Source organism: Kribbella sp. NPDC049227 (genome assembly GCF_043197265.1).
GTDB lineage: Bacteria > Actinomycetota > Actinomycetes > Propionibacteriales > Kribbellaceae > Kribbella.
Genome location: NZ_JBICST010000007.1, coordinates 457,209 through 479,233 on the forward strand (window position 1 = coordinate 457,209; position 22,025 = coordinate 479,233).

General features: G+C 66.9%; 21 protein-coding genes. 13 read left to right on the forward strand and 8 right to left on the reverse strand.

What is annotated here, in order from left to right:
* Positions 1 to 19 precede the first annotated feature (19 nt).
* On the forward strand, positions 20 to 544 hold the full coding sequence (locus tag ACGFH6_RS31750; RefSeq protein ID WP_393391278.1) for an NUDIX domain-containing protein: 525 nt from the start codon (positions 20 to 22) through the stop codon (positions 542 to 544).
* Here the strand turns inward: ACGFH6_RS31750 and ACGFH6_RS31755 are convergent.
* The 5 genes from ACGFH6_RS31755 to ACGFH6_RS31775 all read right to left on the reverse strand — a co-directional run bounded on the left by ACGFH6_RS31755 (position 537) and on the right by ACGFH6_RS31775 (position 3,339).
* Positions 537 to 1,142, reverse strand: a complete 606-nt coding sequence (locus tag ACGFH6_RS31755) for a mobile mystery protein B (protein ID WP_393391279.1) — start codon at positions 1,140 to 1,142, stop codon at positions 537 to 539. The two genes, ACGFH6_RS31750 and ACGFH6_RS31755, sit on opposite strands and share 8 nt — an antisense overlap.
* Positions 1,139 to 1,486: a helix-turn-helix domain-containing protein gene (locus ACGFH6_RS31760; RefSeq protein WP_393391281.1), complete on the reverse strand. Its 348-nt coding sequence runs from the start codon at positions 1,484 to 1,486 to the stop codon at positions 1,139 to 1,141. Before ACGFH6_RS31760 ends, ACGFH6_RS31755 begins: the two co-directional genes overlap by 4 nt.
* A 154-nt stretch (positions 1,487 to 1,640) precedes the next feature.
* The gene (locus ACGFH6_RS31765; protein ID WP_393391283.1) at positions 1,641 to 2,477 is read right to left on the reverse strand and encodes a MauE/DoxX family redox-associated membrane protein; all 837 of its coding nucleotides are present in this window, start codon (positions 2,475 to 2,477) and stop codon (positions 1,641 to 1,643) included.
* Between the two features lie 13 nt (positions 2,478 to 2,490).
* Positions 2,491 to 3,093 carry a cell wall protein gene (locus tag ACGFH6_RS31770; RefSeq protein ID WP_393391285.1) on the reverse strand — a complete coding sequence of 201 codons (603 nt, stop codon included), beginning with the start codon at positions 3,091 to 3,093 and terminating at the stop codon, positions 2,491 to 2,493.
* A 12-nt stretch (positions 3,094 to 3,105) separates the two neighbouring features.
* Positions 3,106 to 3,339, reverse strand: coding sequence for a septal ring lytic transglycosylase RlpA family protein (locus ACGFH6_RS31775; RefSeq protein ID WP_238162977.1), 234 nt, complete (start codon positions 3,337 to 3,339; stop codon positions 3,106 to 3,108).
* 602 nt (positions 3,340 to 3,941) lie between these two features.
* Between ACGFH6_RS31775 and ACGFH6_RS31780 the strand changes: the two genes are divergently transcribed.
* A complete protein-coding gene (locus ACGFH6_RS31780) occupies positions 3,942 to 4,928 on the forward strand; it encodes a TerC/Alx family metal homeostasis membrane protein (protein ID WP_393391287.1) in 987 nt (328 codons plus the stop codon).
* On the opposite strand, the gene ACGFH6_RS31785 is transcribed toward ACGFH6_RS31780, so the two are convergent.
* A complete protein-coding gene (locus ACGFH6_RS31785) occupies positions 4,929 to 6,191 on the reverse strand; it encodes an MFS transporter (RefSeq protein WP_393391289.1) in 1,263 nt (420 codons plus the stop codon). It abuts the gene before it with no gap.
* Positions 6,192 to 6,535: 344 nt separating this feature from the next.
* On the opposite strand from ACGFH6_RS31785, the gene ACGFH6_RS31790 reads away from it, so the two are divergent.
* A complete protein-coding gene (locus ACGFH6_RS31790; protein ID WP_393391291.1) occupies positions 6,536 to 7,273 on the forward strand; it encodes an SDR family NAD(P)-dependent oxidoreductase in 738 nt (245 codons plus the stop codon).
* Here ACGFH6_RS31790 and ACGFH6_RS31795 read toward each other — a convergent pair.
* Positions 7,270 to 8,043, reverse strand: coding sequence for a GNAT family N-acetyltransferase (locus ACGFH6_RS31795; RefSeq protein WP_393391293.1), 774 nt, complete (start codon positions 8,041 to 8,043; stop codon positions 7,270 to 7,272). The genes ACGFH6_RS31790 and ACGFH6_RS31795 overlap by 4 nt on opposite strands.
* A gap of 378 nt (positions 8,044 to 8,421) precedes the next feature.
* Between ACGFH6_RS31795 and ACGFH6_RS31800 the strand changes: the two genes are divergently transcribed.
* The 5 genes from ACGFH6_RS31800 to ACGFH6_RS31820 are packed head-to-tail and all read left to right on the forward strand — an operon-like array spanning position 8,422 to position 15,400.
* Complete coding sequence (locus tag ACGFH6_RS31800) at positions 8,422 to 9,420, forward strand: ABC transporter permease (protein ID WP_393391295.1); 999 nt, start codon at positions 8,422 to 8,424, stop codon at positions 9,418 to 9,420.
* Complete coding sequence (locus ACGFH6_RS31805; protein WP_393391297.1) at positions 9,417 to 10,361, forward strand: carbohydrate ABC transporter permease; 945 nt, start codon at positions 9,417 to 9,419, stop codon at positions 10,359 to 10,361. Before ACGFH6_RS31800 ends, ACGFH6_RS31805 begins: the two co-directional genes overlap by 4 nt.
* A gap of 48 nt (positions 10,362 to 10,409) precedes the next feature.
* Positions 10,410 to 12,068, forward strand: a complete 1,659-nt coding sequence (locus ACGFH6_RS31810) for an ABC transporter substrate-binding protein (RefSeq protein WP_393391299.1) — start codon at positions 10,410 to 10,412, stop codon at positions 12,066 to 12,068.
* 6 nt (positions 12,069 to 12,074) lie between these two features.
* Positions 12,075 to 14,357 (forward strand): glycoside hydrolase N-terminal domain-containing protein, encoded by a 2,283-nt coding sequence (locus ACGFH6_RS31815; RefSeq protein ID WP_393391300.1) that lies wholly within the window; start codon positions 12,075 to 12,077, stop codon positions 14,355 to 14,357.
* A gap of 26 nt (positions 14,358 to 14,383) precedes the next feature.
* Complete coding sequence (locus ACGFH6_RS31820) at positions 14,384 to 15,400, forward strand: ABC transporter substrate-binding protein (protein ID WP_393391301.1); 1,017 nt, start codon at positions 14,384 to 14,386, stop codon at positions 15,398 to 15,400.
* A 29-nt stretch (positions 15,401 to 15,429) separates the two neighbouring features.
* Here the strand turns inward: ACGFH6_RS31820 and ACGFH6_RS31825 are convergent, their stop codons facing one another.
* Positions 15,430 to 16,044 (reverse strand): hypothetical protein, encoded by a 615-nt coding sequence (locus ACGFH6_RS31825; protein WP_393391302.1) that lies wholly within the window; start codon positions 16,042 to 16,044, stop codon positions 15,430 to 15,432.
* Between the two features lie 151 nt (positions 16,045 to 16,195).
* On the opposite strand from ACGFH6_RS31825, the gene ACGFH6_RS31830 reads away from it, so the two are divergent.
* The 5 genes from ACGFH6_RS31830 (at position 16,196) to ACGFH6_RS31850 (ending at position 21,984) form a co-directional block, all read left to right on the forward strand.
* Entirely contained in the window at positions 16,196 to 17,191 is a 996-nt protein-coding gene (locus tag ACGFH6_RS31830) for an endonuclease/exonuclease/phosphatase family protein (protein ID WP_393391303.1), read from the forward strand.
* A gap of 102 nt (positions 17,192 to 17,293) precedes the next feature.
* Entirely contained in the window at positions 17,294 to 18,973 is a 1,680-nt protein-coding gene (locus ACGFH6_RS31835) for a sodium:solute symporter family protein (protein WP_393391304.1), read from the forward strand.
* Between the two features lie 14 nt (positions 18,974 to 18,987).
* Positions 18,988 to 19,257 (forward strand): hypothetical protein, encoded by a 270-nt coding sequence (locus ACGFH6_RS31840; RefSeq protein ID WP_393391305.1) that lies wholly within the window; start codon positions 18,988 to 18,990, stop codon positions 19,255 to 19,257.
* Positions 19,258 to 19,321: 64 nt separating this feature from the next.
* Positions 19,322 to 20,215: a hypothetical protein gene (locus tag ACGFH6_RS31845; RefSeq protein ID WP_393391306.1), complete on the forward strand. Its 894-nt coding sequence runs from the start codon at positions 19,322 to 19,324 to the stop codon at positions 20,213 to 20,215.
* Positions 20,215 to 21,984 (forward strand): GMC oxidoreductase, encoded by a 1,770-nt coding sequence (locus ACGFH6_RS31850; RefSeq protein ID WP_393391307.1) that lies wholly within the window; start codon positions 20,215 to 20,217, stop codon positions 21,982 to 21,984. Before ACGFH6_RS31845 ends, ACGFH6_RS31850 begins: the two co-directional genes overlap by 1 nt.
* Positions 21,985 to 22,025 lie beyond the last annotated feature (41 nt).

Below are 22,025 nucleotides of genomic sequence, written 5' to 3' on the forward strand. Positions count from 1 at the left end.
TGTACAGGACACTAGACCCGTGAACCGACAGGACGACCTGGCCGCCGAAGGTGAACCGGAGAAGGAGTTCAACCCCGGCATCGCGGCACGGCTGCCGCGGAAAACTGTGGCCGGTGGCGCGCTGATCCGCGACGGGGCCGGCCGCATCCTCTTCCTCGAACCGACCTACAAACCGACCCTCGACATCCCCGGCGGCATCGCCGAGTACGACGAATCGCCGTACGACGCCTGCTGTCGCGAGGTCAAGGAGGAGATCGGCCTGGACCTGGAGATCGGCCGTCTCCTCGTCGTCGACTGGGTCCCGGTCCTCGGCGTCTGGACCGATGCACTCGCCTTCGTCTTCGACGGCGGCACCCTCGACGACCACCACCTGTCCGCCCTCACCCCGGACCCCACCGAGGTCCGCACCCACCACTTCCTCACCCTCCCCGAAGCCACCCCCAACCTCCGCCCCTCCATGACCCGCCGCCTGACCCTCGCCCTCCAAGCCCTCACTCACCAAACCCCCACCTACGCCAACTTCGGCCGCACAACCTTCAGCTGACAGCGTTTGCGAGGAGAGCTGCGTAGTCTCCACCGTCCGCAGCACGCAGAGCATCGAGATAGTGGCGGCGGGCCTCGCTCGCCGGGAGGCCGCTGCGTGCGCCCCAGGTGAGATGGTCCGGACCGAGGCCCAGGGAATCCGCGAGTGTGCTCGCGACGAGTCGGGCATGCCGGCCGTTGCCGTTCACGAACGGATGGATGAACACAAGCCGATGGTGAAATCGAACGCAGGTCTCCGAAGAACCGAAGGTTCCCTGTTCGATCCAGAATCCGGCATCGCCAAGCAGGACCTGCAACTCCTCCTGAATGCGCGCCGGTGGTAGGCCGATGGTGGTGTCGCGCTGACGAAGCCGTCCCGCCCAGGTCCACACATCACCGAACATCCGGCGGTGAGTCTCACGAAGGAAGGTGTGGTTGAGCAGATCCCTCGGCTCGAAGTCCTGATCGCCGAGCCAGAGCAGCCCGTCGGCGATGTTCGACGCCTCGGCCTCGTTCAGCTCGTCCCGGGTTCGGATCCACGAGAACTCCTCGGTCAGGTGCTGAGCATCGTCGGCGTCGACCGGCGTCTGGCCGTCCTCCGAGCCGCCGACCTCCGTCACGCTGCGGAGCGACCGATCCGATGCGCGACGATCTTGCGCAGCACGCGCTGGAAGGCGTCATTCGTCAGCGGCTGAGCCTCCAGGGCCATCGTCCAGGCGACCTTCTGCGCCTTCGCGATGTCCGACTGGGTCGGCTGCTCGTCCTGCGCGAGGAGGCTGAAACCAAGGATCTGCAGGACCCTGATGACCTTGTCCGCTTCCAGCCGAGGGGCTCCGTTCTCCAAGCGGCTGAGCCACTCGCGCGAGACTCCGGCCTGCGCCGCGAGGGCAGCCTGCGACAGCTGCCGCCGCCGTCGCTCGGCCCGAACGGCCGCACCGAGGTCGTCCATCTGCCCGATCGCCATCTCAGCGCCTCTCTTGTGTGACGGTACTGTCACAGCCTAGCTGCTGTGACAGTACCGTCACAACTGAGCGTTGTCAGGGAACACCAAGCGGATGATGTCGTTGTCGATGGTGGTTGGGGTGCCGCCGTCCCCGCGGGGGCTCGAGGGTGATCTTCTAGGCGGTGGTGAGCAGGGTCGGTCGGTACAGCGTCTGACCCGATGTCTCGTCGACGACGGCGACCCGGACCGCTTCCGGTGTGTTGTCGTGATGCGGTACGGCGAAGACGGCGGTCGCCGGGCGGCCGTCGTACCTGGCGGTGTAGCTGACGAACCGCCAGTCCTCGTCGTCCCAGTAGTCGTGGATGTCGGATCGCAGCAGCCCGTTGACCGCGCGGTACGCCGGACTGAGCAACAGCCGTCGCTGAGTAGCGGCGAGCGGTACGTCGTTGGTCGCGGTGCCGGCGAGTGGATGCGTGATCTCCACCCGCAGCCGACGGAGCGGAAGCAGCCAGTACCGATCCAGTTCGGCCGACAGCATGACGAACACGGCAGCCTCCAGCACCAGCACCGCCACAACCGCGACGGAGCCGACCGACCACCACCCGTCACCTGCAGTCGTCGCCGCCAAAGCCGTTGCCAGCAGCAACACCGCGCGCCCGATCGCCCGCCGGCCAACGGGTCTGGCCGACGCACCGATGCAACCACAGGACGCATCCGGAACGACGATCTTGGCGTAGATCAAGTACCCGGTGAACCCTGCCGCCAGCGCCACAGCCGCCACCGTCTCGACAATCCATGCCGGCGGCAACAACAAGGCCAACGCGATCACGGCTTCGATCGCACCGACCGCGCGGTACGCCGGTGCCGCGCGCGTCTCGCCGACCAGCCGGGGCAAGGCGGTCCGTCGTGCTTGCTCCGCGCTGTCCCGGCCGGCGACTTTCCCGTACGACGACCAGAGCAGGAGCAGTCCGATGAGCAGCGGCTGGGCAGCCGCCACCTGATGTGCGAACATCACGGCCTCCCGGTCAATTCGAGGCGTAGACGGTCGCGATGTCGATCTCGTTGGTGCCCGGTCGCCAGGCACCGATCACCTGGGCATGCCGGCCGACCTTGAGCATCGACAGGTCCGACACCGCGGGCGTGCCGTTGTAGACGGCCGCGGTGAGCCCGGGCTGCAGATGTCCCACGACCTTCTGGCCGTGGTGCTCGAGTTGCAGCGCGGACCGCCCGATCGAGGTGATGCTGACGGTCAGGTTGACGATGTTCACCCAGACCGACTCGGCAGCCAGGGTGCCGTCCGGCATCAGTACGCCGCGGGCGTACAGGCCGTCGCCGACCCGGACCTGGTCGAGCGTGGTGGGCCGGAGCTTCCAGACACTGGTGACTCCGGTCAGCTGGATCCGGTGCAGCCGGCCGTCGGATCCCTGTACCTGCAGGAGATCCTGGTTCCGGCCGATGATCAGGCCTTCGGCGAAGTTCGGGTCCGGCTGTCCGGGTTCGGGGTACTGCGTGGCCGCGGCGAACGCGGTCTCGGGGGCGAGCGAGCCCATGGCGCTGGCGGCGACCAGGCCGGTGGCGCCGAGTGCGGCGCGGGTGAGCAGGGACCTGCGGTCCATCGTTGTGGTCATCTCACTCACCTCTCAGCCGACGTCGATCGTGCAGGGGATCAGGCCGGCGCTCAGGCTCGCGATCGCGGAGAACGCGGCCGGAGTCAGGTCGACGATCCGGTTGGAGGCGCACGTGCCGCCGCAGCAGGCACGCTCACCGCAGAACAGGTCGGTCTGCGGACCGCAGTCCGCGATCGACGTGACCACCCGGGATCCGTTGCACAGGTTGGTCGTGGAGTGGCGGAACCCGCAGGTCCGCCGGGACATCCCGGTGACTCCGCAGGTGTCGGGGTGGGTGATCGCGAAACAGGCGTCCGAGGCGTTCGGCCACGCGTGCTGGAAGTTGCCCGAGTGGCAGGTTCCGCAAGCACCTCGTCCGGTGCTCGCGCAGGGTCCCCATGCGTTGCCGCAACAGAACCATGAGACTTCGCCGTTGAGTCCGGCCATGACAGATTCCTCCAGGTCTAGGGGCGGTAAGACCTACAGAAACTTTGTACTCTGCCCAGGCGGAATCTCCCAGAGCTCAGGTCGAAACGGAAACTTTTTGCCCGGAACCCGGGGTAGGTATTCGATCGGAGTCGAATGCTTCAACCCCTGGCGCTGGAGTCTGTATGCGGTATACGATCCTGGCGAACGCGCTGGTTGTGACCTGGTGCACGGTGCGATGCATCGGTACCGGATAGGATTGGTGCGTTTGTGGAGGGGAGTATTCCTCTCGGGCGCCGCCCCCTGTGCGCCCGAAGCGGCAGCGTCGTCATCACGGGAGGCCTGGGCGGCCGAACCGGTGCTGCCGGCCCGGAGTTCCGGGCGGAAGAGACCTCCGGACCAAGCTGTGTGCCGTCGTCCGGAGGTTAGTCATGGTCTCTGTCATGTCCCCTGCTGTCTGGGTCTTCACCATCATCGGGTTGCTGGCGATCGTCGCCTTCGACCTGATCGTGATCGCGCGTCGCAATCACACGGTGACGATCAAGGACGCGACCCGGTGGGTGCTGTTCTACGTCGGCCTGGCCGCGCTGTTCGCGGTCGGCCTGTTCGTGTTCAGTCCGGGCCAGACCGGCGGCGAGTTCGTGGCGGGCTACATCACCGAGTACAGCCTGAGTGTCGACAACCTGTTCGTCTTCGTCATCATCATGGCCCGGTTCGCCGTACCGAGCCTGGCCCAGGACAAGGTGCTCTACATCGGCATCGTGGTCTCGATGCTGCTGCGGGCGATCTTCATCCTGGCCGGCGCGGCCGCGATCTCCGCGGCCAGCTGGGTGTTCTACATCTTCGGCGCGTTCCTGGTCTACACCGCGATCCGGCTGGCGCTGGAGGGTGAGAACGACGAGGCCGACTTCCAGGAGAACGCCATACTGCGCGGGCTGCGGCGGATCCTGCCGCTGTCGCACGACTACGACGGCTCCAACCTGACCACCCGCGTCGACGGCCGGCGGATGCTGACGCCGCTGGTGATCGTGATCTCCGCGATCGGGATGGCGAACGTGATCTTCGCGCTCGACTCGATCCCGGCGATCTTCGGGCTCACCCAGGACGCCTACATCGTGCTGACCGCCAACGCGTTCGCGCTGATGGGCCTGCGCCAGCTGTACTTCCTGATCGGTGGTCTGCTGGAGCGGATCATCTACCTGAACGTCGGCCTGTCGGTGATCCTCGCCTTCATCGGCGTGAAGCTGATCGTCGAGGCGCTGCACGGCTCGCACATCGACGACATCGGCGCGATCCACCTGCCGCACATCGGCATCCTGACCTCGCTCGGCTTCATCGCGGGCACCCTGTTCGTGACCACAGTCGCCAGCCTGATCAAGTCGTCGTACGACCGGCGCCGGGTCGAGGTGAAGGTCCGGATCGACGACTGATCAGACCGGATCCACCTGCTTGTCCGCGTCGGTACGGCGTACCTCGCGCAGGCGCAGGTAGAGGGCCGGGATCGGTGTCAGGATCAGCCCGGAGGTGACCAGTGCGGTCCGCAGGCCGGACCGGCCCGCCAGCGCACCGAGCGGCGGGCCACCGGCGACCTGACCGATCGCATTCGCCTGGGACACCATCGAGATCACCGTCGCCCGCGACCGGGAGTCGACGTGGCGGTTCAGCCAGGCCGACTCGATCGGCCAGGCGAGGGTGTCGGCGATCGTCCGCAGCCACATCGCGGCCAGCGCCAGCCAGAGGTGGTCGAGCAGCGCGAACGAGATCACGCCGACCACCTGCAGGAGGCTGAGCAGCGCGAGTACGCCGTTCGGATGCGAGGCACCGACCCGCTCGGGAGACAGCTTGTTCAACCCCAGCGAACTGATGAGTGACAGCAGTGTCCCGACCAGCGCGAGCACGGCGAACCAGAACGCCGGGTCCGACGTACCGAAGACCGTCGGGAAGCTGAAGTCCAGGATCTTCACCGACCACAGCCGGTCGAACGCCTCGCTCGACAGGCCGGAGATGAGGCTGATCAGGACCAGTGTCCGGACGACGGGACGCCGCCGCGCGACCGAAAGACCGTGCTTGAAGGTGTCGGCCATCTCCCGGAAGGTCTCCCGCTCCGCGGCCGGGGTGCGGTGGAAGTTGGCCTCGCGCATGAACGCCGCCAGGACCAGCGCGACCAGGATCATTCCGGCGCCGGACAGGACGAGGGGGAGCGGCAGGCTGATCAGGCCGAGCGCTCCCGCGGAGACGATGCCGGCGATCGTGGCGGCCAGGCTCACCTGCTGGCTGCGGACCATGACCGAGCCGACCCGGTCGGTGCCGATCTCGTCGGTGATCCAGGCCTGGTCGGCGCCGGAGGTGAAGGTGTAGCCGAGGCCCCAGAGCACCTGGGCGGCGAGGATCGCGAGGAAGGCCGGCACCAGGCCTTGGAGCACGTAGCCGGCGCCGATCAGCGCGACCCCGATGATGATCGACAGCCGTCGGCTGTACAGGTCGGCGACGATGCCGGTCGGGATCTCGAAGAGGAAGCAGGCCAGTTCCAGCGTGGTCCCGACCAGGACCATCTGGAGTGGGTCCAGTCCGGCTTCGCGGACGTAGTACACCATGCTGAGCGTGGAGGTCAGCGCGCCGAAGAACGCCCAGGCGGCGTTGTAGGCGTAGTAGGTCCGAACGGGGTCGGCGGACCGGAAGACAGGGTGAGACATCGCGGGTAGCTCCCGAAAGCGTGTGCGGGCATGACGAAGCGTGACCCGAGTAGGTCAAACGCTTGACGTGACGCACTACGGCGGCCTACCGGCAGTGGCCCGGAACAGCGGCGGTGGTGCGCTTTCAGGAGCTACGTTGCATGGGGCTCAGAGTAGGTCACCGGCGGCGAGTCCGCCGCTCAATTTCCCGCCTCAGAGTGGTGTTGAGGAGTACCATCAGTAATGCCTGGCCCGGCCGTTCCCCCGTGATGGTCGGGTCAGGTTTTTCTTGTGTCGGAGATGTCGAGAACGACACGTCGGCTTCGTCCCCCGGTAGACAGTCAGTCCTACCGGAAGGAAGAGCCATGCTGCTCGAGAACAAGGTCGCGATCGTGTACGGCGCCGGCGGTGCGATGGGTGGCGCGGTCGCGCGGGCGTTCGCTGCCGAAGGAGCCACCGTCCACCTGGCCGGCCGCACCCTCGCCAACCTGGAGAAGGTCGCCGCGGACATCGGTGCGGCGGTCGGTTCGGTCACGGTGCTGGACGCGTACGACGTCCAGGCGGTGAACGATCACGTGGCGTCGATCGAAGGCCCGATCGACGTCGTCTTCAACGGCGTCAGCATCCGCGTGAAGCAGGACATCCCGCTGGTCGACATGGACGTCGAGGACTTCGTCCGCCCGGTCCAGGACGCGGCCCGGACCAACTTCGTCACGTCGACGGCGGTCGCCCGCCGGATGATCGCGCAGCGCTCCGGCGTGATCATCCTGCTGTCCTCGTCGGCCGCGCGGGAGTCCGGGTTCGAGATGGGCGGGTTCAGCCTGGCGTGCGCGTCGATCGAGTGCCTGACCCGGTCCATGGCCGGCGAGGTCGGCAAGTACGGCGTACGCGTGGTGGCGCTGCGGCCGAACTTCACCCCGGACACACACCCGGAGTGGGACATCCCGGAGGACGGCCTCGACCACCTGCTCGAGCGCACCGCGCTCGGGCGGCTCCCGCGGAAGGCTGAGGTCGCGCGGACAGCCGCCTTCGCCGCCTCCGACCACGCCGGCCCGATGACCGGCGCCGTCCTCAACCTCAGCTGCGGCTCGATCGTCGACTAGAACGGTTTGCGATACCTCGGCTGCCGGTCCGCGATGCGGTAGCCGAGGCTTTCGTAGAGGGCGACGCTGCCGGTTGGGTTCTCCAGGATTGTCCACAGGGACGCCGTGCGTACGCCGTACGCCCAGAGGCCGGCGTGGTTGGCGCGCAGGAGTGCGGAGGCGAAGCCGCGTCGGCGCCAGTCGGGGCGGACTCCGACCCAGGGCGTGTCGTCGACGCCGCTGATTACCCATCCGGCGAGGCGATCGCCGTCCCAGGCCAGCGTCCACAGCGCGTACTCCGGGAAATCCTCGGCCACATCGGCCTCGAACTCCTCGAAGGTGTCCTGGATGTACCCGAGCGAGCTCCCGCCGAACACCTCGGCGTTCGCCTCGAACACCGCCCGAGGATCGGCCGCCGACGCCGGCCGCAGCTCGACCCCGGCCGGCAACGCGACTTCTGTGGGCGCACTGAGTGGCATCGTCATCCGGACCCTGGTGAAGGCGACCCGATACCCGGCCGCCTCGAGCAACGCCAACTGCCGCTCCGACTCCGGATTCCCACCGAACATCGGCGTACCGATCCCCGCGTCAGCCGCCGCATGCTCCCGGGCGCGATCCTCCTGCCAGGCCAGCAGCTCTCGCCCGATCCCCTTCCCCTGCCACGCCGGCTCCACCGATCCGGTCAGCAGGTACAGCCGAGTCCCGTCCGCCTCGTCCCACCACCGCATCCGGGCCGCTCCCACCACGGCCCCACCAACCTCGACCAGCCCACCCCGCACCACCAGCTCCATACCCGCACTATCGCAACTGTGGCCAGGTCTTGACATAGGCGGGTTACGGCGGGTTGACTTCGACATAGTTCACAGGAGAAACAAATTCTGGTCCGGACCGAAGTCATTGGCTCAGAGCGACTTCTGCCGGGACCGTTGTCTGCCCGGATCCACTGGCGATGCCAGTGGATCATTCGGCGTTCGCCGATAGTCGTTGCTCTCAGCAACCCGGGAAAACCCTTGTGGGCAAGCGATCTGAGCGCATCGGTCAAGGTCCGGTATCGACCCGGTGCAGAAGTCTTCCGCTGCCGGATGTTCTGTGTCATTCTCCGGGATAGCGAAACCCGAGATCCTATCGGATATCGGTTCCACTCCAGCGCGTGACGGAAAGGATGCGGAGTGAGCGCAACCTTCGAGGTGAAACCGGCGCCGGCGGCACCGGCCAGGACCGAGGCGGTGAAACGCACCCCGCCGCCTCGCCCGAGCCGGCGGACCGCGGCCCGCCGCAGCCTGCGCCGGCACTGGCAGCTCTATCTGCTGATCGTCGTGCCGCTGGCCTACTTCGTGATCTTCAAGTACATCCCGATCGCGAACGGCGTGATCGCGTTCAAGAACTACAGCCCGATCAAGGGCCCGTGGGGCAGCGACTGGGTCGGCTTCAAGAACTTCGAGCTGTTCTTCCAGAACCCGGTGTTCTGGACGCTGGTGAAGAACACCTTCTTCCTGGCCGCCTACACCGTGCTCGCGAGCTTCCCGATCCCGATCATCCTGGCGATCGCGCTGAACGAGATCCGCAACGGCCGGTTCAAGAAGACCGTCCAGCTGGTCACCTACGCGCCGTACTTCATCTCCACGGTGGTCGTCGTCTCGATGACGATCCTGGTGCTGTCGCCGCGGCTCGGATTCGTCAACGACGCGATCGGCCTGTTCGGCGTACCGTCGATCGACTTCCTGGGCAAGCCGGACTACTTCCGGCACATCTATGTGTGGTCCGACGTCTGGCAGACCACCGGCTACTCCGCTGTCATCTATCTGGCCGCGCTCTCGGGCATCGACCCGGCGCTGCACGAGTCGGCCCGGATCGACGGGGCCAGCCGGCTGCAGCGGATCCGGCACGTCGACCTGCCCGGGATCATGCCGACCGCGGTGATCATCCTCGTGCTCGGCGTCGGCAACATCATGTCGATCGGGTTCGAGAAGGCGTTCCTGCTGCAGAACCCGCTGAACACCGCGCAGTCCGAGATCATCGCCACCTACGTCTACAAGACCGGACTGCTGAACGCCGACTTCAGCATGGCCACCGCGATCGGGCTGTTCAACTCGGTGGTCAACCTCTTCCTCCTGCTCGGCGTGAACTTCGTCGCCAAGCGCATCACAGGGAACGGACTTTGGTCATGAGCGTTACGTTGCAGGGATTCCGGCGTACGGCGTCCGGGCGGTCGGAGCGCACCGCGATCGAGGAGACCAGGACCGACCGGATCTTCCTGATCGGCGTGAAGATCATGCTCTGGATCGCGCTGATCATCGTCGCGGTGCCGTTGATCTACATCGTCGCGAACTCGTTCAGCAGCGCGTCCGCGGTGAGTGCCGGCCGGGTCCTGCTCTGGCCGGTCGAGCCCAGCATCCGTGCGTACAAAGAGGCCTTCAGCGATCCGCTGATCATGAAGGGCTACCTGAACTCCTTCATCTACGCGATCGGCGGCACCCTGATCAGCGTCACGCTGACCATCGCGATCGCCTACCCGTTGTCGCGCCGGACGTTCTTCGGCCGCAACGTGATCATGAGTCTGCTGATCTTCACCATGCTGTTCTCCGGCGGCCTGATTCCGACGTACCTGGTGGTGCAGGACCTGGGCATGCTGAACACCCGGTGGGCGATGGTGATCCCGAGCGCGATCGGGGTCTGGCAGGTGATCATCGCGCGCACGTTCTTCCGGAGCACGATCCCGGACGAGCTGTACGAGGCGGCCACCATCGACGGGGCCAGTGATCTGCGGTTCCTCTGGTCGATCGTGCTGCCGCTGTCCAAACCGGTGATCGCGGTGATCGCGCTGATGTACGCGATCTTCCAGTGGAACAGCTACTTCGACGCTCTGGTCTACCTCAAGGACCCGGGCCTGTATCCGCTCCAGATCGTGCTGCGGAACGTGCTCATCCTGAACACGATGACCGGTTCGACCACGACCACCAGCTTGGCCCAGCAGCTCGAACAGCAGCAGTTGGCCAACGTTCTCAAGTACGCGCTCATCGTCATCTCGAGCCTGCCCGTACTGATCATCTACCCGTTCGTCGCCCGCCACTTCACCAAGGGCGTGATGGTCGGCGCGGTGAAGGGCTAACGGGTCCATTCAGGGCTGAATGGGCCCACTTCAGAAGGGAACACAGCAATGCGCTCATCCGTGAGCAAGGTCGTTGCGCTGGCCGCGGCCGGTCTGCTCGCCCTGGCGGCGTGCAGCTCGGACAAGGACAAGGGTGTGGCGAACGAGACCTCGGCCGACGGCAAGGTCGTCATCGACACGTTCACCCCGTCCGACTCCAGCACCAACCTGGACACCAACCAGGTCACCAAGATCATGAGCGACAAGTTCAAGATCCAGTTCCGGTGGCAGACCACGACGTACGACGCGGGTCCTGCCAAGGAGAAGCGCCAGATCTCGCTGGCCAGTGGCGACTACCCGGATCTGTTCTTCCTGATCCCGTGGGTGGACGCGTTCACCCAGGCCGAGGTACTGAAGCTCGGTCAGCAGGGTGTCGCGGTCCCGCTCGAGGACCTGATCAAGGAGAACGCGCCGAACATCCAGAAGGTGCTGGACTCCAACAAGGAGTACAAGGAGATGTCGACCGCGCCGGACGGTCACATCTACGCGCTGCCGCAGTGGGCGGACTGCTTCCACTGCACCTACCCGGACAAGCTGTGGATCAACAGCACCTGGCTGAAGAAGCTCAATCTGCAGCCGCCGAAGACGACCGAGGACCTGCGCAAGGTGCTGCAGGCGTTCAAGACCCAGGACCCGAACGGCAACGGCAAGGCCGACGAGATCCCGATGACCACCGACGTCCAGGACAGCAGCCTGATCGCGTACCTGATGAACGCGTTCGCGTACGACCCGGTCGGCGCCAACAACGGTCAGCGCTCGCTGCTCACCCTGAACGGCGACAAGGTCGTGACCCCGGTCAGCAGCCCGCAGTGGAAGGAAGGCCTGAAGTACATCGCCTCCCTCTACAAGGAAGGCCTGATCGACCAGGCCGCGTTCACCCAGAACGCGCAGGCGTTGCAGGCCCAGGGCAACAACCCGAAGGCGGTCGTGCTCGGATCCGTGCCGGTGCTGTGGCCGGGCATCTTCGTCCAGCTCGACTCCAAGGACGGCCGGGACAAGCAGTACGACTCGGTGCCGCCGCTGACCGGTCCTGAGGGCAAGAGTTACACGGGTTACAACCACCCGACCTCGACCGGCTACACCTTCATGCTGACCAACAAGGCCAGCAAGGAGGCGCAGGTCGCCGCGGTCAAGATGCTCGACTACATCTTCACCGACGAGGGCCAGATGATTTCCAACATGGGTCCGGAGGGTGTCGGCTGGAACAAGCCGAAGACCGGTGAGATCGCGCTCGACGCGAGCACCAAGCCGCTGTACAACCCGGTCCAGAACGCTCCGAAGAACATCAGCTGGGGCGCGCTGGGGCAGTACAACAACACTCTGGCCTACCGGAACGCGCAGGTGGTTCCGAAGGACATCTACACCGGTGCCGGCCTGGAGCGGCGGTTGTTCGAGGCGACCAAGCAGTACGAGGGTCACGAGGACAAGGCGCAGTGGTTCCCGCAGACCTCGGTCTGGCCGGACCCCAGCCTGAGCGGTGAGACCGCGACCCTGCAGACCAACCTCAGCACCTACGTGAACCAGAACCAGTTGGCCTTCATCACCGGGTCGAAGAACATCGACACCGACTGGGACGCCTACGTGAAGGGTCTCGACAGCACCGGCATGACCCGGTACCTGGAGATCCAGCAGCAGGCGTACGACAAGTACAAGTCCGGGAGCAAGTAGCCCGCCATGTCCCACGAACTGTGGTTCCGCACCCCCGCGCCGGACTGGTTCGAGGCGTTGCCGCTGGGCAACGGTCACCTCGGTGCCAAAGTGTTCGGCCGGGTCGGTGTGGAGCGGATCGCCCTCAACCTGGACGACGTGTGGTCCGGCGACGGGCCGCGCGAGCTGACGGTGGCGGACGGTCCCGAGGTGCTGGCCGACGTACGACGGTTGTTGCTGGAGGACGGTGATCGGCTGGCTGCGACGGAGCAGACCCGTGCGTTGCAGGGTCCGTTGGTGGAGTCGTACCAGCCGCTCGCCGACCTGCTGATCACAGCGCCCGGAGAACCACAGGACTACCGACGGAGTCTGGACCTCCGGACCGGGATCGCCGCCGTCGACTACACGGTCGACGGCGTGCGGTTCCGGCGGGAGACGTACGTGTCCACGCCGGATCAGGTGATGGTGTGGACGATCACGGCCGACCGGCCGGGTGCGATCGACCTCGACCTGAGCCTGGAGAGTGAGCATCCGGTACGCGTGGAAGTTGCCGACGGCACCTATGGTGTCGTCGGCCACGCGCCGTCGGATCTGACGATCGAGTACCGGCAGAGTCCGGACCCGATCCGGTACCGCGACGGTCACGGCATCGGCTTCGGTGTCGCCGTTCGCGTGGAGAACCTGGGCGGCGTCGTGGACGTGATCGACGAGGGGGTCGTGGTCCGCGGCGCCGACAGCGTGACGGTGTTGTTGTCGGCGGCAAGTACGTTCGCCGGCTGGTCGGTGCCGCCCGGCCGTGATCCGCTGGTCGCGTTGCGCGAGGCAATCGGCCTACTGGAGGCGGTTGCCCTGGACAAGCTGCGTGAGCGGCACGTCGAGGACCACGTCGCGTTGTACGACCGCGCCGAGCTGGTCCTGGGCGAGCCTGGCGAACTGCCGACCGACGAGCGGATCAAGGCGGTGGCTGCCGGGGGCAACGATCCGGACCTGGTCGCGTTGATGTTCGGCTTCGGCCGGTATCTCCTGATGGCGTCGTCCCGGCCCGGGACGCAGGCCGCCAACCTGCAAGGCATCTGGAACCAGGACCGCCGGCCGATGTGGGCGAGCGACTGGACCAACAACATCAACACCCAGATGAACTACTGGCCGGCGGATCTGACCGGCCTGGGGGAGTGCTTCGACCCACTCACGGACCTAATGGAGGGCCTGGCGTCCTCGGGTGCGCGGACAGCGAGAATCCTGTACGACGCGCCGGGCTGGGTGTCGCACCACAACGCGGACATCTGGCGTGCGACCTGGCCGGTCGGTGAAGGTGGCGACGACCCGGTGTGGTCGATGTGTGCGACGTGTGGCGTCTGGCTGACCGCGCATCTGATGGAGCACTACCGCTTCCAGCAGGATCTCGGCTTCCTCCGGGACCGCGCGTATCCGCTGATCGCGGGCGCGGCCGAGTTCGTCTTGTCGATGCTGGTCGAGGACGGCGACGGCCGGCTGCAGTTCATCCCGTCGACCGCGCCGGAGCACCACTTCGTCCTTCCGTCCGGCGAGAAGGCGTCCGTCGACCTCACCTCGACGTACGACCTCTGGCTGATCCGCGAGCTGTTCGCGAACCTGCAGGAGGCCGAGGAGGTACTGGGGCTCGGCTCGGAGCTCGCCGTACGAGCCGCGGCCGCACGAGACCGTCTGCCCGCGGTGCGGATCACGCCCGACGGGCGGCTGTTCGAGTGGCCGACCGACTGGCCGCCGTCCGAGCCCGACCACCGCCATCAGTCGCATCTCTACGGGCTCTACCCGGGCGCGGAGATCGACCCGGCACGTACGCCGGAACTGGCCGCGGCCGCTCGTGCTTCGCTGGAATTGCGGACCGCGGGTGCGACCAACGGTGGATGGACGGCCGCGTGGCTGGTCGCGTTGTGGGCGCGGCTGTTCGACCCGGAGAAGGCGGCGGAGGTGATCCGTGACTATCTGAGTCGACTGGTTTCGGGCAACCTGCTGCACCGCGACGGCGACATCTTCCAGATCGACGCCAACTTCGGCATGACCGGTTGCATCCCCGAGCTGTTGATCCAGAGTCACACCGACACGATTCGGCTGCTGCCGGCGCTGCCTGCGGACTGGCCGGATGGATCGTTCCGCGGCCTGCGGGCTCGGGGTGGTCTGAGCTTCGATGTCAGTTGGAGTGGTGGTCGGTTGACGGCCGCGTCCGTGGTCGCGGCGCGGGGCGGTACATACCGGATCGCGTGGCCTGACGGTGAGGTGACTGTGGAGTTGCCGGCCGCCCAACAAGTGGACCTGGTTAGGACTGCCTAACCAAAGTTGTTGTAGTCTCAACGTCCGTGAAGACGCGCATCGCAGTAGTCGTTACGGCAGCCCTGTTGGTGCTGGCCGGATGTGGTGGTGGCAACGACACCGGCAGTGCCGACACCGGCGTCGGTGACACCGACGTCGCGACCGGCGGACGGCTGTTCAAGACCGCCGACGAGGACACCGCCAAGCTCGGCTCGGACGCGCAGCCGGGCGTCTTCCCGCGGACGGTCAAGCACGCACTCGGCGAGGCGAAGCTGGACAAGAAGCCCGAGCGGGTCGTCGTACTGGACAGCGGTGAACTGGACGACGTACTGGCGCTCGGCATCACTCCGGTCGGGATGGCGACGACCGCGGGGCAGTCCGGCGTACCGTCGTACCTCGCGGACAAGGCGCAGGGGATCAAGACCGTCGGCGGGATCAGCGAGCTGAACCTGGAGGCGATCGCGGCGCTCAAGCCGGACCTGATCCTCGGCAGCAAGCTGCGCGCGAACGACCTGTACGACAAGCTGAACGCGATCGCGCCGACGGTGATGAGCATCCGGCCCGGGTTCCCGTGGAAGGAGAACTTCCTGCTGGTCGCGGACGCGGTCGGCGAGGAGGACAAGGCCACCGGGATCCTGAACGACTACCAGAAGCGCGCCGACGAGGTGAAGTCGAAGGTGGACGGTTCGCCGACGATCTCGCTGGTCCGGTTCCGTCCGGCCGAGATCCGGCTGTACGGCAACCTGTCGTTCATCGGCGTGATCCTGAAGGACATCGGGCTGCCGCGGCCGAAGATCCAGGACGTGCAGGACCTCGCGGTGGAGGTGTCGCAGGAGAACATCTCGCAGGCGGCTGGTGACTGGATCTTCTACTCCAGCTACGGCAAGCCGGACACCACCGCCGAGAACACCGTTGTCAACGGCAACCTCTGGAAGGCGCTGCCGGCGGTGAAGGACGGTCACGTGGCCCGCGTCGACGACGAAGTCTGGTTCCTCGGTCTCGGCCCCCTCGGCGCCATGGACGTCCTGACCGACCTCGAGAAGCTCCTGGGTCCGACGGGCTGAGAACCTGGACCCGCACGCCCGGTCCGGGATCAGTCCAGGGCACGGCCGCGGTCGGTGACCGTGACGTCAGGGGCGTAGCGGGCGACGGCTGCGACGAGGTCGTCGTAGGGGAGGGGCCGGCCGAGGATCTCGACGGTGCCGGGCCAGCGGCAGGACGGACCCCAGGTCCTCGAACTCCGGGCGAGCGAGGTCTCGTCGTGCACCAGGACGACGAGGTACGGCTCCCAGACCTCGTCGCCTTCGGCGTTCACCTCGTGCCGTTCCACCCGGCAGACACCGTGGACGTCGGGCCAGGCGATCATGCGGCGCTGCTCACCGCCCAAGTGGATCCCGGCCGCGTCGATCGACAGCAGGACGTCGTCGGAGTCGGCCTCGCGCCGTTCCTCGATCGTTGTCACGGCACCGACCGCCAGCAGCACCGGAAGCCCGACCGCGAAGATCAGCGGTGTCCCGCCGAAGGACAGCCAGATGGCCTCGAGCGGGTCGCGGACCGGTTCGCCCCTGATCAGTTGCACGACGACGCAGAGCACGGTGAGCAGGACCATCAGCGCGAACAGCACCGTGCCGAGGTACAGGACAGTCTTCGTCGTCCCGAGTCCGCGACGCTTGACGACGAACGGCTCGGCGGTCTGCACAGACGGCATAGTCGCATTGTCGGGGCTCTCAGCCCTTCGCACCACCGTCCTCACAGAACGCTAATCATTTCGGTCCGGACCGGTCCTTCCTAGGGATGAAAAGCCACGCCGGACACTGCGGCGGCTTTGGTCCGGACCGTCTGTCCGCAACAATCGCTGCATGTCGGACCGCCAGACCGCTGTCGCAGCACCGAAACCGCCGCCGCGGGCCAACAGCCGTGGGCGCCGGAAGAACGGCAAGTGGCGTCGCGGCTGGTTCATCGCCGTCCTCGCGGTGCTGTCCGCCCTTCCACTGCTCTTCCACCGCTGGGTCCCGAACTCGGTCGGCAACCTCGGCAGTCTGCTCGACACCTTCCTGCCCTGGGTGGGCGTCGCCGTACCGATCCTCGGCATCGCGGCCCTGGTACGGCGTTCCGCCACCGCCGGAGTCGCGTTGCTGGTACCCGCGGTGGTGTGGGGCCTGATGTTCGGCAACCTGCTGATCCCCGGCAAGGGTGGCGGTGCCTACGACGTGCGTGTCCTGTCGCACAACGTCGACGCGGACAACCCGAACCCGAAGGCGACGGCACAGGATCTGCTCACCGCCGACGCGGACGTGATCGCCCTCGAGGAGGTCACCGCGGCGGACATGAAGGTCTACAAGGCGGCGTTCGCCAAGACGTACCCGTACGAGGTGGCCCGCGACACCGTCGCGCTCTGGTCGAAGTTCCCGGTGGCGCAGAGCGAGTCGGTCGACGTCGGCTTCAAGTGGACCCGCGCGCTGCGGGCCGAAGTGAGCACCCCGGAGGGCAAGGTGGCGGTGTACGTCGCCCACCTCGCCTCCGTGCGGGTCGGCACCACCGGCTTCACCTCCGGCCAGCGCAACGACACGATCGAGGCGCTCGGCCGGCAGATCTCGGACGAGAAGCTCGCCGGGGTGATCGTGATGGGCGACTTCAACGGTACGGCGAACGACCGCAGCCTGGCCCCGTTGACCACCGGACTGCGCTCGGCCCAGGGCGCGGCCGGCTACGGGTTCGGCTTCACCTGGCCGGCCAAGTTCCCGATGGCGCGGATCGACCACATCATGGTGCGCGGCGTCACCCCGACCAAGGCCTGGGTGATGAGTTCCACCGGCAGCGACCACCGGCCCGTCGTCGCCGAGATCCGCATCTAGCGTCCTGAGTCGGGAGCGCGTCGGCGCGACTGTAGTTGAAAGCAGGAGTAACGTTCCTCACCGGTAATACCACGATGCGTCACATCGAGGACCGGAGGGCCGATGCTTGCACTTGAATCCATCCTGAGGCTGGATGCCACGGCGATCGACTACATCATCATCGCGACGTACTTCGTCTTCGTGCTCGGGATCGGGTACCTCGCCAAACGCGCCGTCTCCAACAGCCTGGACTTCTTCCTGTCCGGCCGCTCGCTGCCGGCCTGGGTGACCGGTCTGGCCTTCATCTCGGCCAACCTCGGCGCGATCGAGATCATGGGCATGTCCGCGAACGGCGCGCAGTACGGCATGCCGACCGTGCACTACTTCTGGATCGGCGCGGTCCCGGCGATGCTGTTCCTCGGCGTCGTGATGATGCCGTTCTACTACGGCTCCAAGGTGCGCAGCGTGCCGGAGTTCATGCTGCGCCGCTTCGGCAAGCCCGCGCACCTGGTGAACGCGATCAGCTTCGCCGTCGCCCAGGTGCTGATCGCCGGTGTGAACCTGTTCCTGCTGGCGACCATCGTGAACGTGCTGCTCGGCTGGCCGATCTGGGTGTCGGTGCTCGCCGCCGCGGCGATCGTGCTCAGTTACATCACCCTGGGCGGCCTGTCCGCGGCGATCTACAACGAGGTGCTGCAGTTCTTCGTGATCGTGGCCGCGCTGCTGCCGCTGACACTGGTCGGCCTGCACAAGGTCGGTGGCTGGGAGGGTCTGGTCGACAAGGTGAGCGCGTCGCCGGGCGGTGCAGAGCAGATGAGCGCCTGGCCCGGCAACGCGCTGAGCGGGTTCACCTCGGACTTCCTCTCCGTGATCGGTCTGGTCTTCGGTCTCGGCTTCGTACTGTCCTTCGGCTACTGGACGACGAACTTCGTCGAGGTCCAGCGGGCGATGGCGTCGAAGAACATGTCGGCGGCCCGGCGTACTCCGATCATCGGCTCGTTCCCGAAGATGTTCATCCCGTTCATCGTGATCATCCCCGGCATCATCGCGGCCGTGCTCGTGCCCGAGCTGGCCCAGTTCAAGGCCAACGGCAGTGGCGAGGTCACCTACAACGACGCGTTGCTGCTGCTGATGCGCGACCTGTTGCCGAACGGCATGCTCGGCCTGGCGATCACCGGTCTGCTGGCCTCCTTCATGGCCGGTATGGCGGCCAACCTCAGCTCGTTCAACACCGTCATGACCTACGACCTGATCGAGCGGTACATCGTCAAGGAACGCAGCGACGACTTCTACCTGCGCACCGGTCGCTGGATCACCGTGGCCGGCACGGTGATCGCGATCGGGACGGCGGCGATCGCGTCCGGCTACAGCAACCTGATGGACTACCTGCAGCAGCTGTTCTCGTTCTTCAACGCACCGCTGTTCGCGACGTTCATCCTCGGTATGTTCTGGAAGCGGATGACCGCGACCGCCGGGTGGACCGGTCTGGTCAGCGGTACAGCGACGGCGATCCTGGTCTTCATCCTGTCCGAGAACGGCGTGATCGACCTGCCGGGCCAGGGAGCCAGCTTCGTCGGCGCTGGTGCCGCCTTCGTGGTCGACATCCTGGTCAGTGTGCTGGTCAGCCTGGCGACGGTGCCCAAGCGGGACTCCGAACTGACCGGCCTGGTCTACTCGCTGACGCCCAAGGAACAGCGGACCGAGGTGGCGCAGGCAGGCGACGAGGGCTGGTACCGCAAGCCGGTGCTGCTGGCCGGCATCTCACTGGTCCTGGTCATCGCCCTCAATATCGCCTTCGGCTGACGGAAGGTACAGAAATGGCTGAGCAGCAGAAGAAGACCGGAGCATTCGACATCCGGGTGGTGATCGCGGCACTGGTCGGGATCTACGGACTGGTGCTGACCATCCTCGGGATCATCGCCGACCCGCACGAGGTCGCCAAGGCGGCCGGCATCAACATCAACCTGTGGGGCGGCCTCGCCATGCTCGTGTTCGCGGCCCTGTTCGTCCTCTGGGCCCGGCTCCGGCCGATCGTCGTACCGGTCGAGGAGCAGGCACGGGCCGAGGCGGCCAAGTCCGAGGAGTAACCCCGATCCAGGCGGCTCGTTGTGGGACCAACAGGGCAACTGGTCCCACAACGGAGGACGTCGCATGGTCGGTGCTCGAGTACATTCCAGAAGAGCCTTCCTGGCTCGGGTCGGCGTGCTCGGCGCGGCGGTCGGTGGCGGCGGCCTGCTCACCCGCAGCCTGCTCGCTCCGGCCGATGCGGCGACCGACTCGCTGCTCCCGCCGGCCGTCGACCTGATCCGGCCGGTCCTCGCGGAGCTCGCCCGGGACACGCTGAACGGGCTCACCGTGTTCGCGATGCCCGGCCGGGATCCGTACTCGCGGACCCAGGGCACCCCGAGTCCGACGCCGGGGGCGATCGAGGCGGGCGCGACCGACTTCATCATCAACTCGCTGGACAACTTCGTCCCGTTCCCGGACGCGATCGCCCAGCCCGTCGGGGCCGCGTTGGTGACCGGCCTGGCTGACTCGGGCATCGCACTGCCTGGACTCGAGGTGCTCCCCGTCGAGCTCCGCCGGCTGGATCGAGCGTTGGCGGCGTACCTGGAGAGCGACGAGGCGCTGCCGCTGTCGTTCCCGATCGCCGGCCTGCTGAACCTGATGGCGACCCAGGTCAACCCGCTCGCGGTGAACGGGCCGCACCTGTCGCCGTTCGCCCGCCTCTCGTACGCCGAGAAGGCGGCGGCGTTCGAGCTGATCGAGCGGACCGACGCGGATCTCGTGGAACTGCTCGACGTGCAGTTCCCGGAGCCGCTCAAGGCGTCGGTGTCCGGGCTGCTGAAGTTCGTCGGCGGCGCGCTGATCGAGTTCGCCACCTTCGGCGCGTACGGCGAATCGGCTGTCTACGACAAGGTGACCCGCACGCTGCGGAAGCGGCCGGTCGGCTGGAACCACACCGGCTACCAGCCGGGCGGACCGGTCGAGGGCTGGGACGACTTCATCGGCTACTACCAGGGTCGGCAGAAGGTGAGCGACTGATGCGCGACGTCATCGTGATCGGGGCCGGCGGCGGTGGCCCGGTGCTGGCCAAGGAGCTGGCGGCGCAGGGCCTCGACGTCCTGCTGCTCGAGGCCGGCCCGCGGCACGCCAAGCCGCGCGAGGAGTGGACGACGTTCGAGGACGACGCGAACAACCCACTCACCGGGTACCTGCGCTGGGGTCCGTCCGACCGGGACAAACCGGCTTGGTACCGGGAATGGCCGCAGAACTCGTTCGTCTGGCAGCTGTCCGGCGTCGGCGGCACCACCCAGCACTTCTACGGCAACTACCCACGCGCCTACCCGGGCGTCTTCGAGGGGTACGACGGCCCGGACCGCAACGGCTACGACGTCGACCACCGGTTCCCGTTCACGTACGCCGAGCTGGTGCCGTACTTCGAATGGGTCGAGGCGACCATGCCGGTGATGACGGCCGCGATGGGGCACAAGGAGCAGACGTTCTTCCGCGGCGCGGAGACGCTCGGGCTGCCGGTGCAGACCACCAAGACCACGCATCGGCCGTCGTACCGGCCGCAGGAGAACGCGATCCTGCAACCGGGCGGGACGGCAGGCAAGACCGCCGACAAGGATCTGCTGGTCTATCCGAAGGCGACCGGCTGTACTTTCTGCGGCTACTGCTTCCAGGGCTGCATGCGCCCGAACGGTGCCCCGCGCAACCAGTTCGCGAAGCGCTCGACCGACAACAGCTACGTGCCGATGGCGCTGACGGCGGAGGTGTGGTCGCGCGGCGGCAAGCCGGTCGAGCTGATCGCCGACGCCTTCGTCACCCAGGTGCACACCGAGAAACGGCACGGCGTACTGACTGCCACCGGGGTGACGTGGCGCTCCGGTGACACCGAGCACCGCGAGGACGCGCGCGTCGTGGTGATGTCGGGCGGCTGCACCGAGAACCCGCGGCTCTGGTTCAACAGCGGCCTGCCGAACCCGAACGGCTGGGTCGGGCGCGGCTACACCGATCACTTCTTCGACTGGGTGTTCGGCGTCTTCGACGACTACACCGGCAACCCGAAGGGCGTCGGCTCGAGTGCCCGGCTGGACTACCCGCCGTACGGCGGCCTGGAGAACGTCGGCCTGCCACCGGCGCTCGCGGCGTTTGCGGGGACCTTGTCGGACAGCGGGATCCGCGGGCACTACAAGAACGGTCGTGGGCGGACCGGTCCGTGGGACGGTCCGGCCGGACGGGTGATGGGGCCGGAGCTCAAGGAGGTCCTCTCGCACGGGATGGACCGCCTGCTCAGCGTGCTGGTGATCACCGACGACGACGTCGAGGCGCAGAACCGGGTCACGCTGTCGGCACTGCCGGCGGACGAGAACGGGCCGATCCCGAAGGTCACCTTCAAGCAGCGGCAGCGCACCGCGCGCACGCTGAGGAATCGCGAGTTCATGGCCCGCAAGGCGGCCGAGCTGCTGCGCGGTGCCGGCGCGAAGAAGGTGTACCGGATCGACTGGGCGCCGCTGATCCTGCACGTCCAGTCGTCGATGCGGATGGGCTCGTCGGCGCAGAACTCCGTGGTCGACCCGCGTGGCGAGACCCGCGCCGTCAAGGGGCTGTTCATCGCGGACAACTCGGCGTTGTCCAACGGTCTGGGCGGCCCGAACCCGACGCTGACCTCGCAGGCGCTGGCGACGCGGACCGCGGAGAAGATCTTCGAGACGTACTTCGACGGCGACCCGTGGGTGCGTTCGAGCTCTCCGGTGGTGTCGACCGACCCGCGGATCAGCGTCCGGCTGGGGCAGCTCGGACTGTAGTCATGTCCGTTTGACGAACATCGGCGTCCGGTCCGGTCCTG

What these genes read in the sequence shown, in the direction of transcription:
- ACGFH6_RS31775 (WP_238162977.1), bottom strand. Translation starts at nt 3,339, where the DNA reads ATGTCCCGGCGGACCTGCGGGTTCCGCCACTCCACGACCAACCTGTGC.
- ACGFH6_RS31790 (WP_393391291.1), top strand. Translation starts at nt 6,536, where the DNA reads ATGCTGCTCGAGAACAAGGTCGCGATCGTGTACGGCGCCGGCGGTGCG.
- ACGFH6_RS31795 (WP_393391293.1), bottom strand. Translation starts at nt 8,043, where the DNA reads ATGGAGCTGGTGGTGCGGGGTGGGCTGGTCGAGGTTGGTGGGGCCGTG.
- ACGFH6_RS31770 (WP_393391285.1), bottom strand. Translation starts at nt 3,093, where the DNA reads ATGACCACAACGATGGACCGCAGGTCCCTGCTCACCCGCGCCGCACTC.
- ACGFH6_RS31835 (WP_393391304.1), top strand. Translation starts at nt 17,294, where the DNA reads ATGCTTGCACTTGAATCCATCCTGAGGCTGGATGCCACGGCGATCGAC.
- ACGFH6_RS31785 (WP_393391289.1), bottom strand. Translation starts at nt 6,191, where the DNA reads ATGTCTCACCCTGTCTTCCGGTCCGCCGACCCCGTTCGGACCTACTAC.
- ACGFH6_RS31805 (WP_393391297.1), top strand. Translation starts at nt 9,417, where the DNA reads ATGAGCGTTACGTTGCAGGGATTCCGGCGTACGGCGTCCGGGCGGTCG.
- ACGFH6_RS31810 (WP_393391299.1), top strand. Translation starts at nt 10,410, where the DNA reads ATGCGCTCATCCGTGAGCAAGGTCGTTGCGCTGGCCGCGGCCGGTCTG.
- ACGFH6_RS31760 (WP_393391281.1), bottom strand. Translation starts at nt 1,486, where the DNA reads ATGGCGATCGGGCAGATGGACGACCTCGGTGCGGCCGTTCGGGCCGAG.
- ACGFH6_RS31815 (WP_393391300.1), top strand. Translation starts at nt 12,075, where the DNA reads ATGTCCCACGAACTGTGGTTCCGCACCCCCGCGCCGGACTGGTTCGAG.
- ACGFH6_RS31845 (WP_393391306.1), top strand. Translation starts at nt 19,322, where the DNA reads ATGGTCGGTGCTCGAGTACATTCCAGAAGAGCCTTCCTGGCTCGGGTC.
- ACGFH6_RS31850 (WP_393391307.1), top strand. Translation starts at nt 20,215, where the DNA reads ATGCGCGACGTCATCGTGATCGGGGCCGGCGGCGGTGGCCCGGTGCTG.
- ACGFH6_RS31825 (WP_393391302.1), bottom strand. Translation starts at nt 16,044, where the DNA reads ATGCCGTCTGTGCAGACCGCCGAGCCGTTCGTCGTCAAGCGTCGCGGA.
- ACGFH6_RS31830 (WP_393391303.1), top strand. Translation starts at nt 16,196, where the DNA reads ATGTCGGACCGCCAGACCGCTGTCGCAGCACCGAAACCGCCGCCGCGG.
- ACGFH6_RS31840 (WP_393391305.1), top strand. Translation starts at nt 18,988, where the DNA reads ATGGCTGAGCAGCAGAAGAAGACCGGAGCATTCGACATCCGGGTGGTG.
- ACGFH6_RS31780 (WP_393391287.1), top strand. Translation starts at nt 3,942, where the DNA reads ATGTCCCCTGCTGTCTGGGTCTTCACCATCATCGGGTTGCTGGCGATC.
- ACGFH6_RS31765 (WP_393391283.1), bottom strand. Translation starts at nt 2,477, where the DNA reads ATGTTCGCACATCAGGTGGCGGCTGCCCAGCCGCTGCTCATCGGACTG.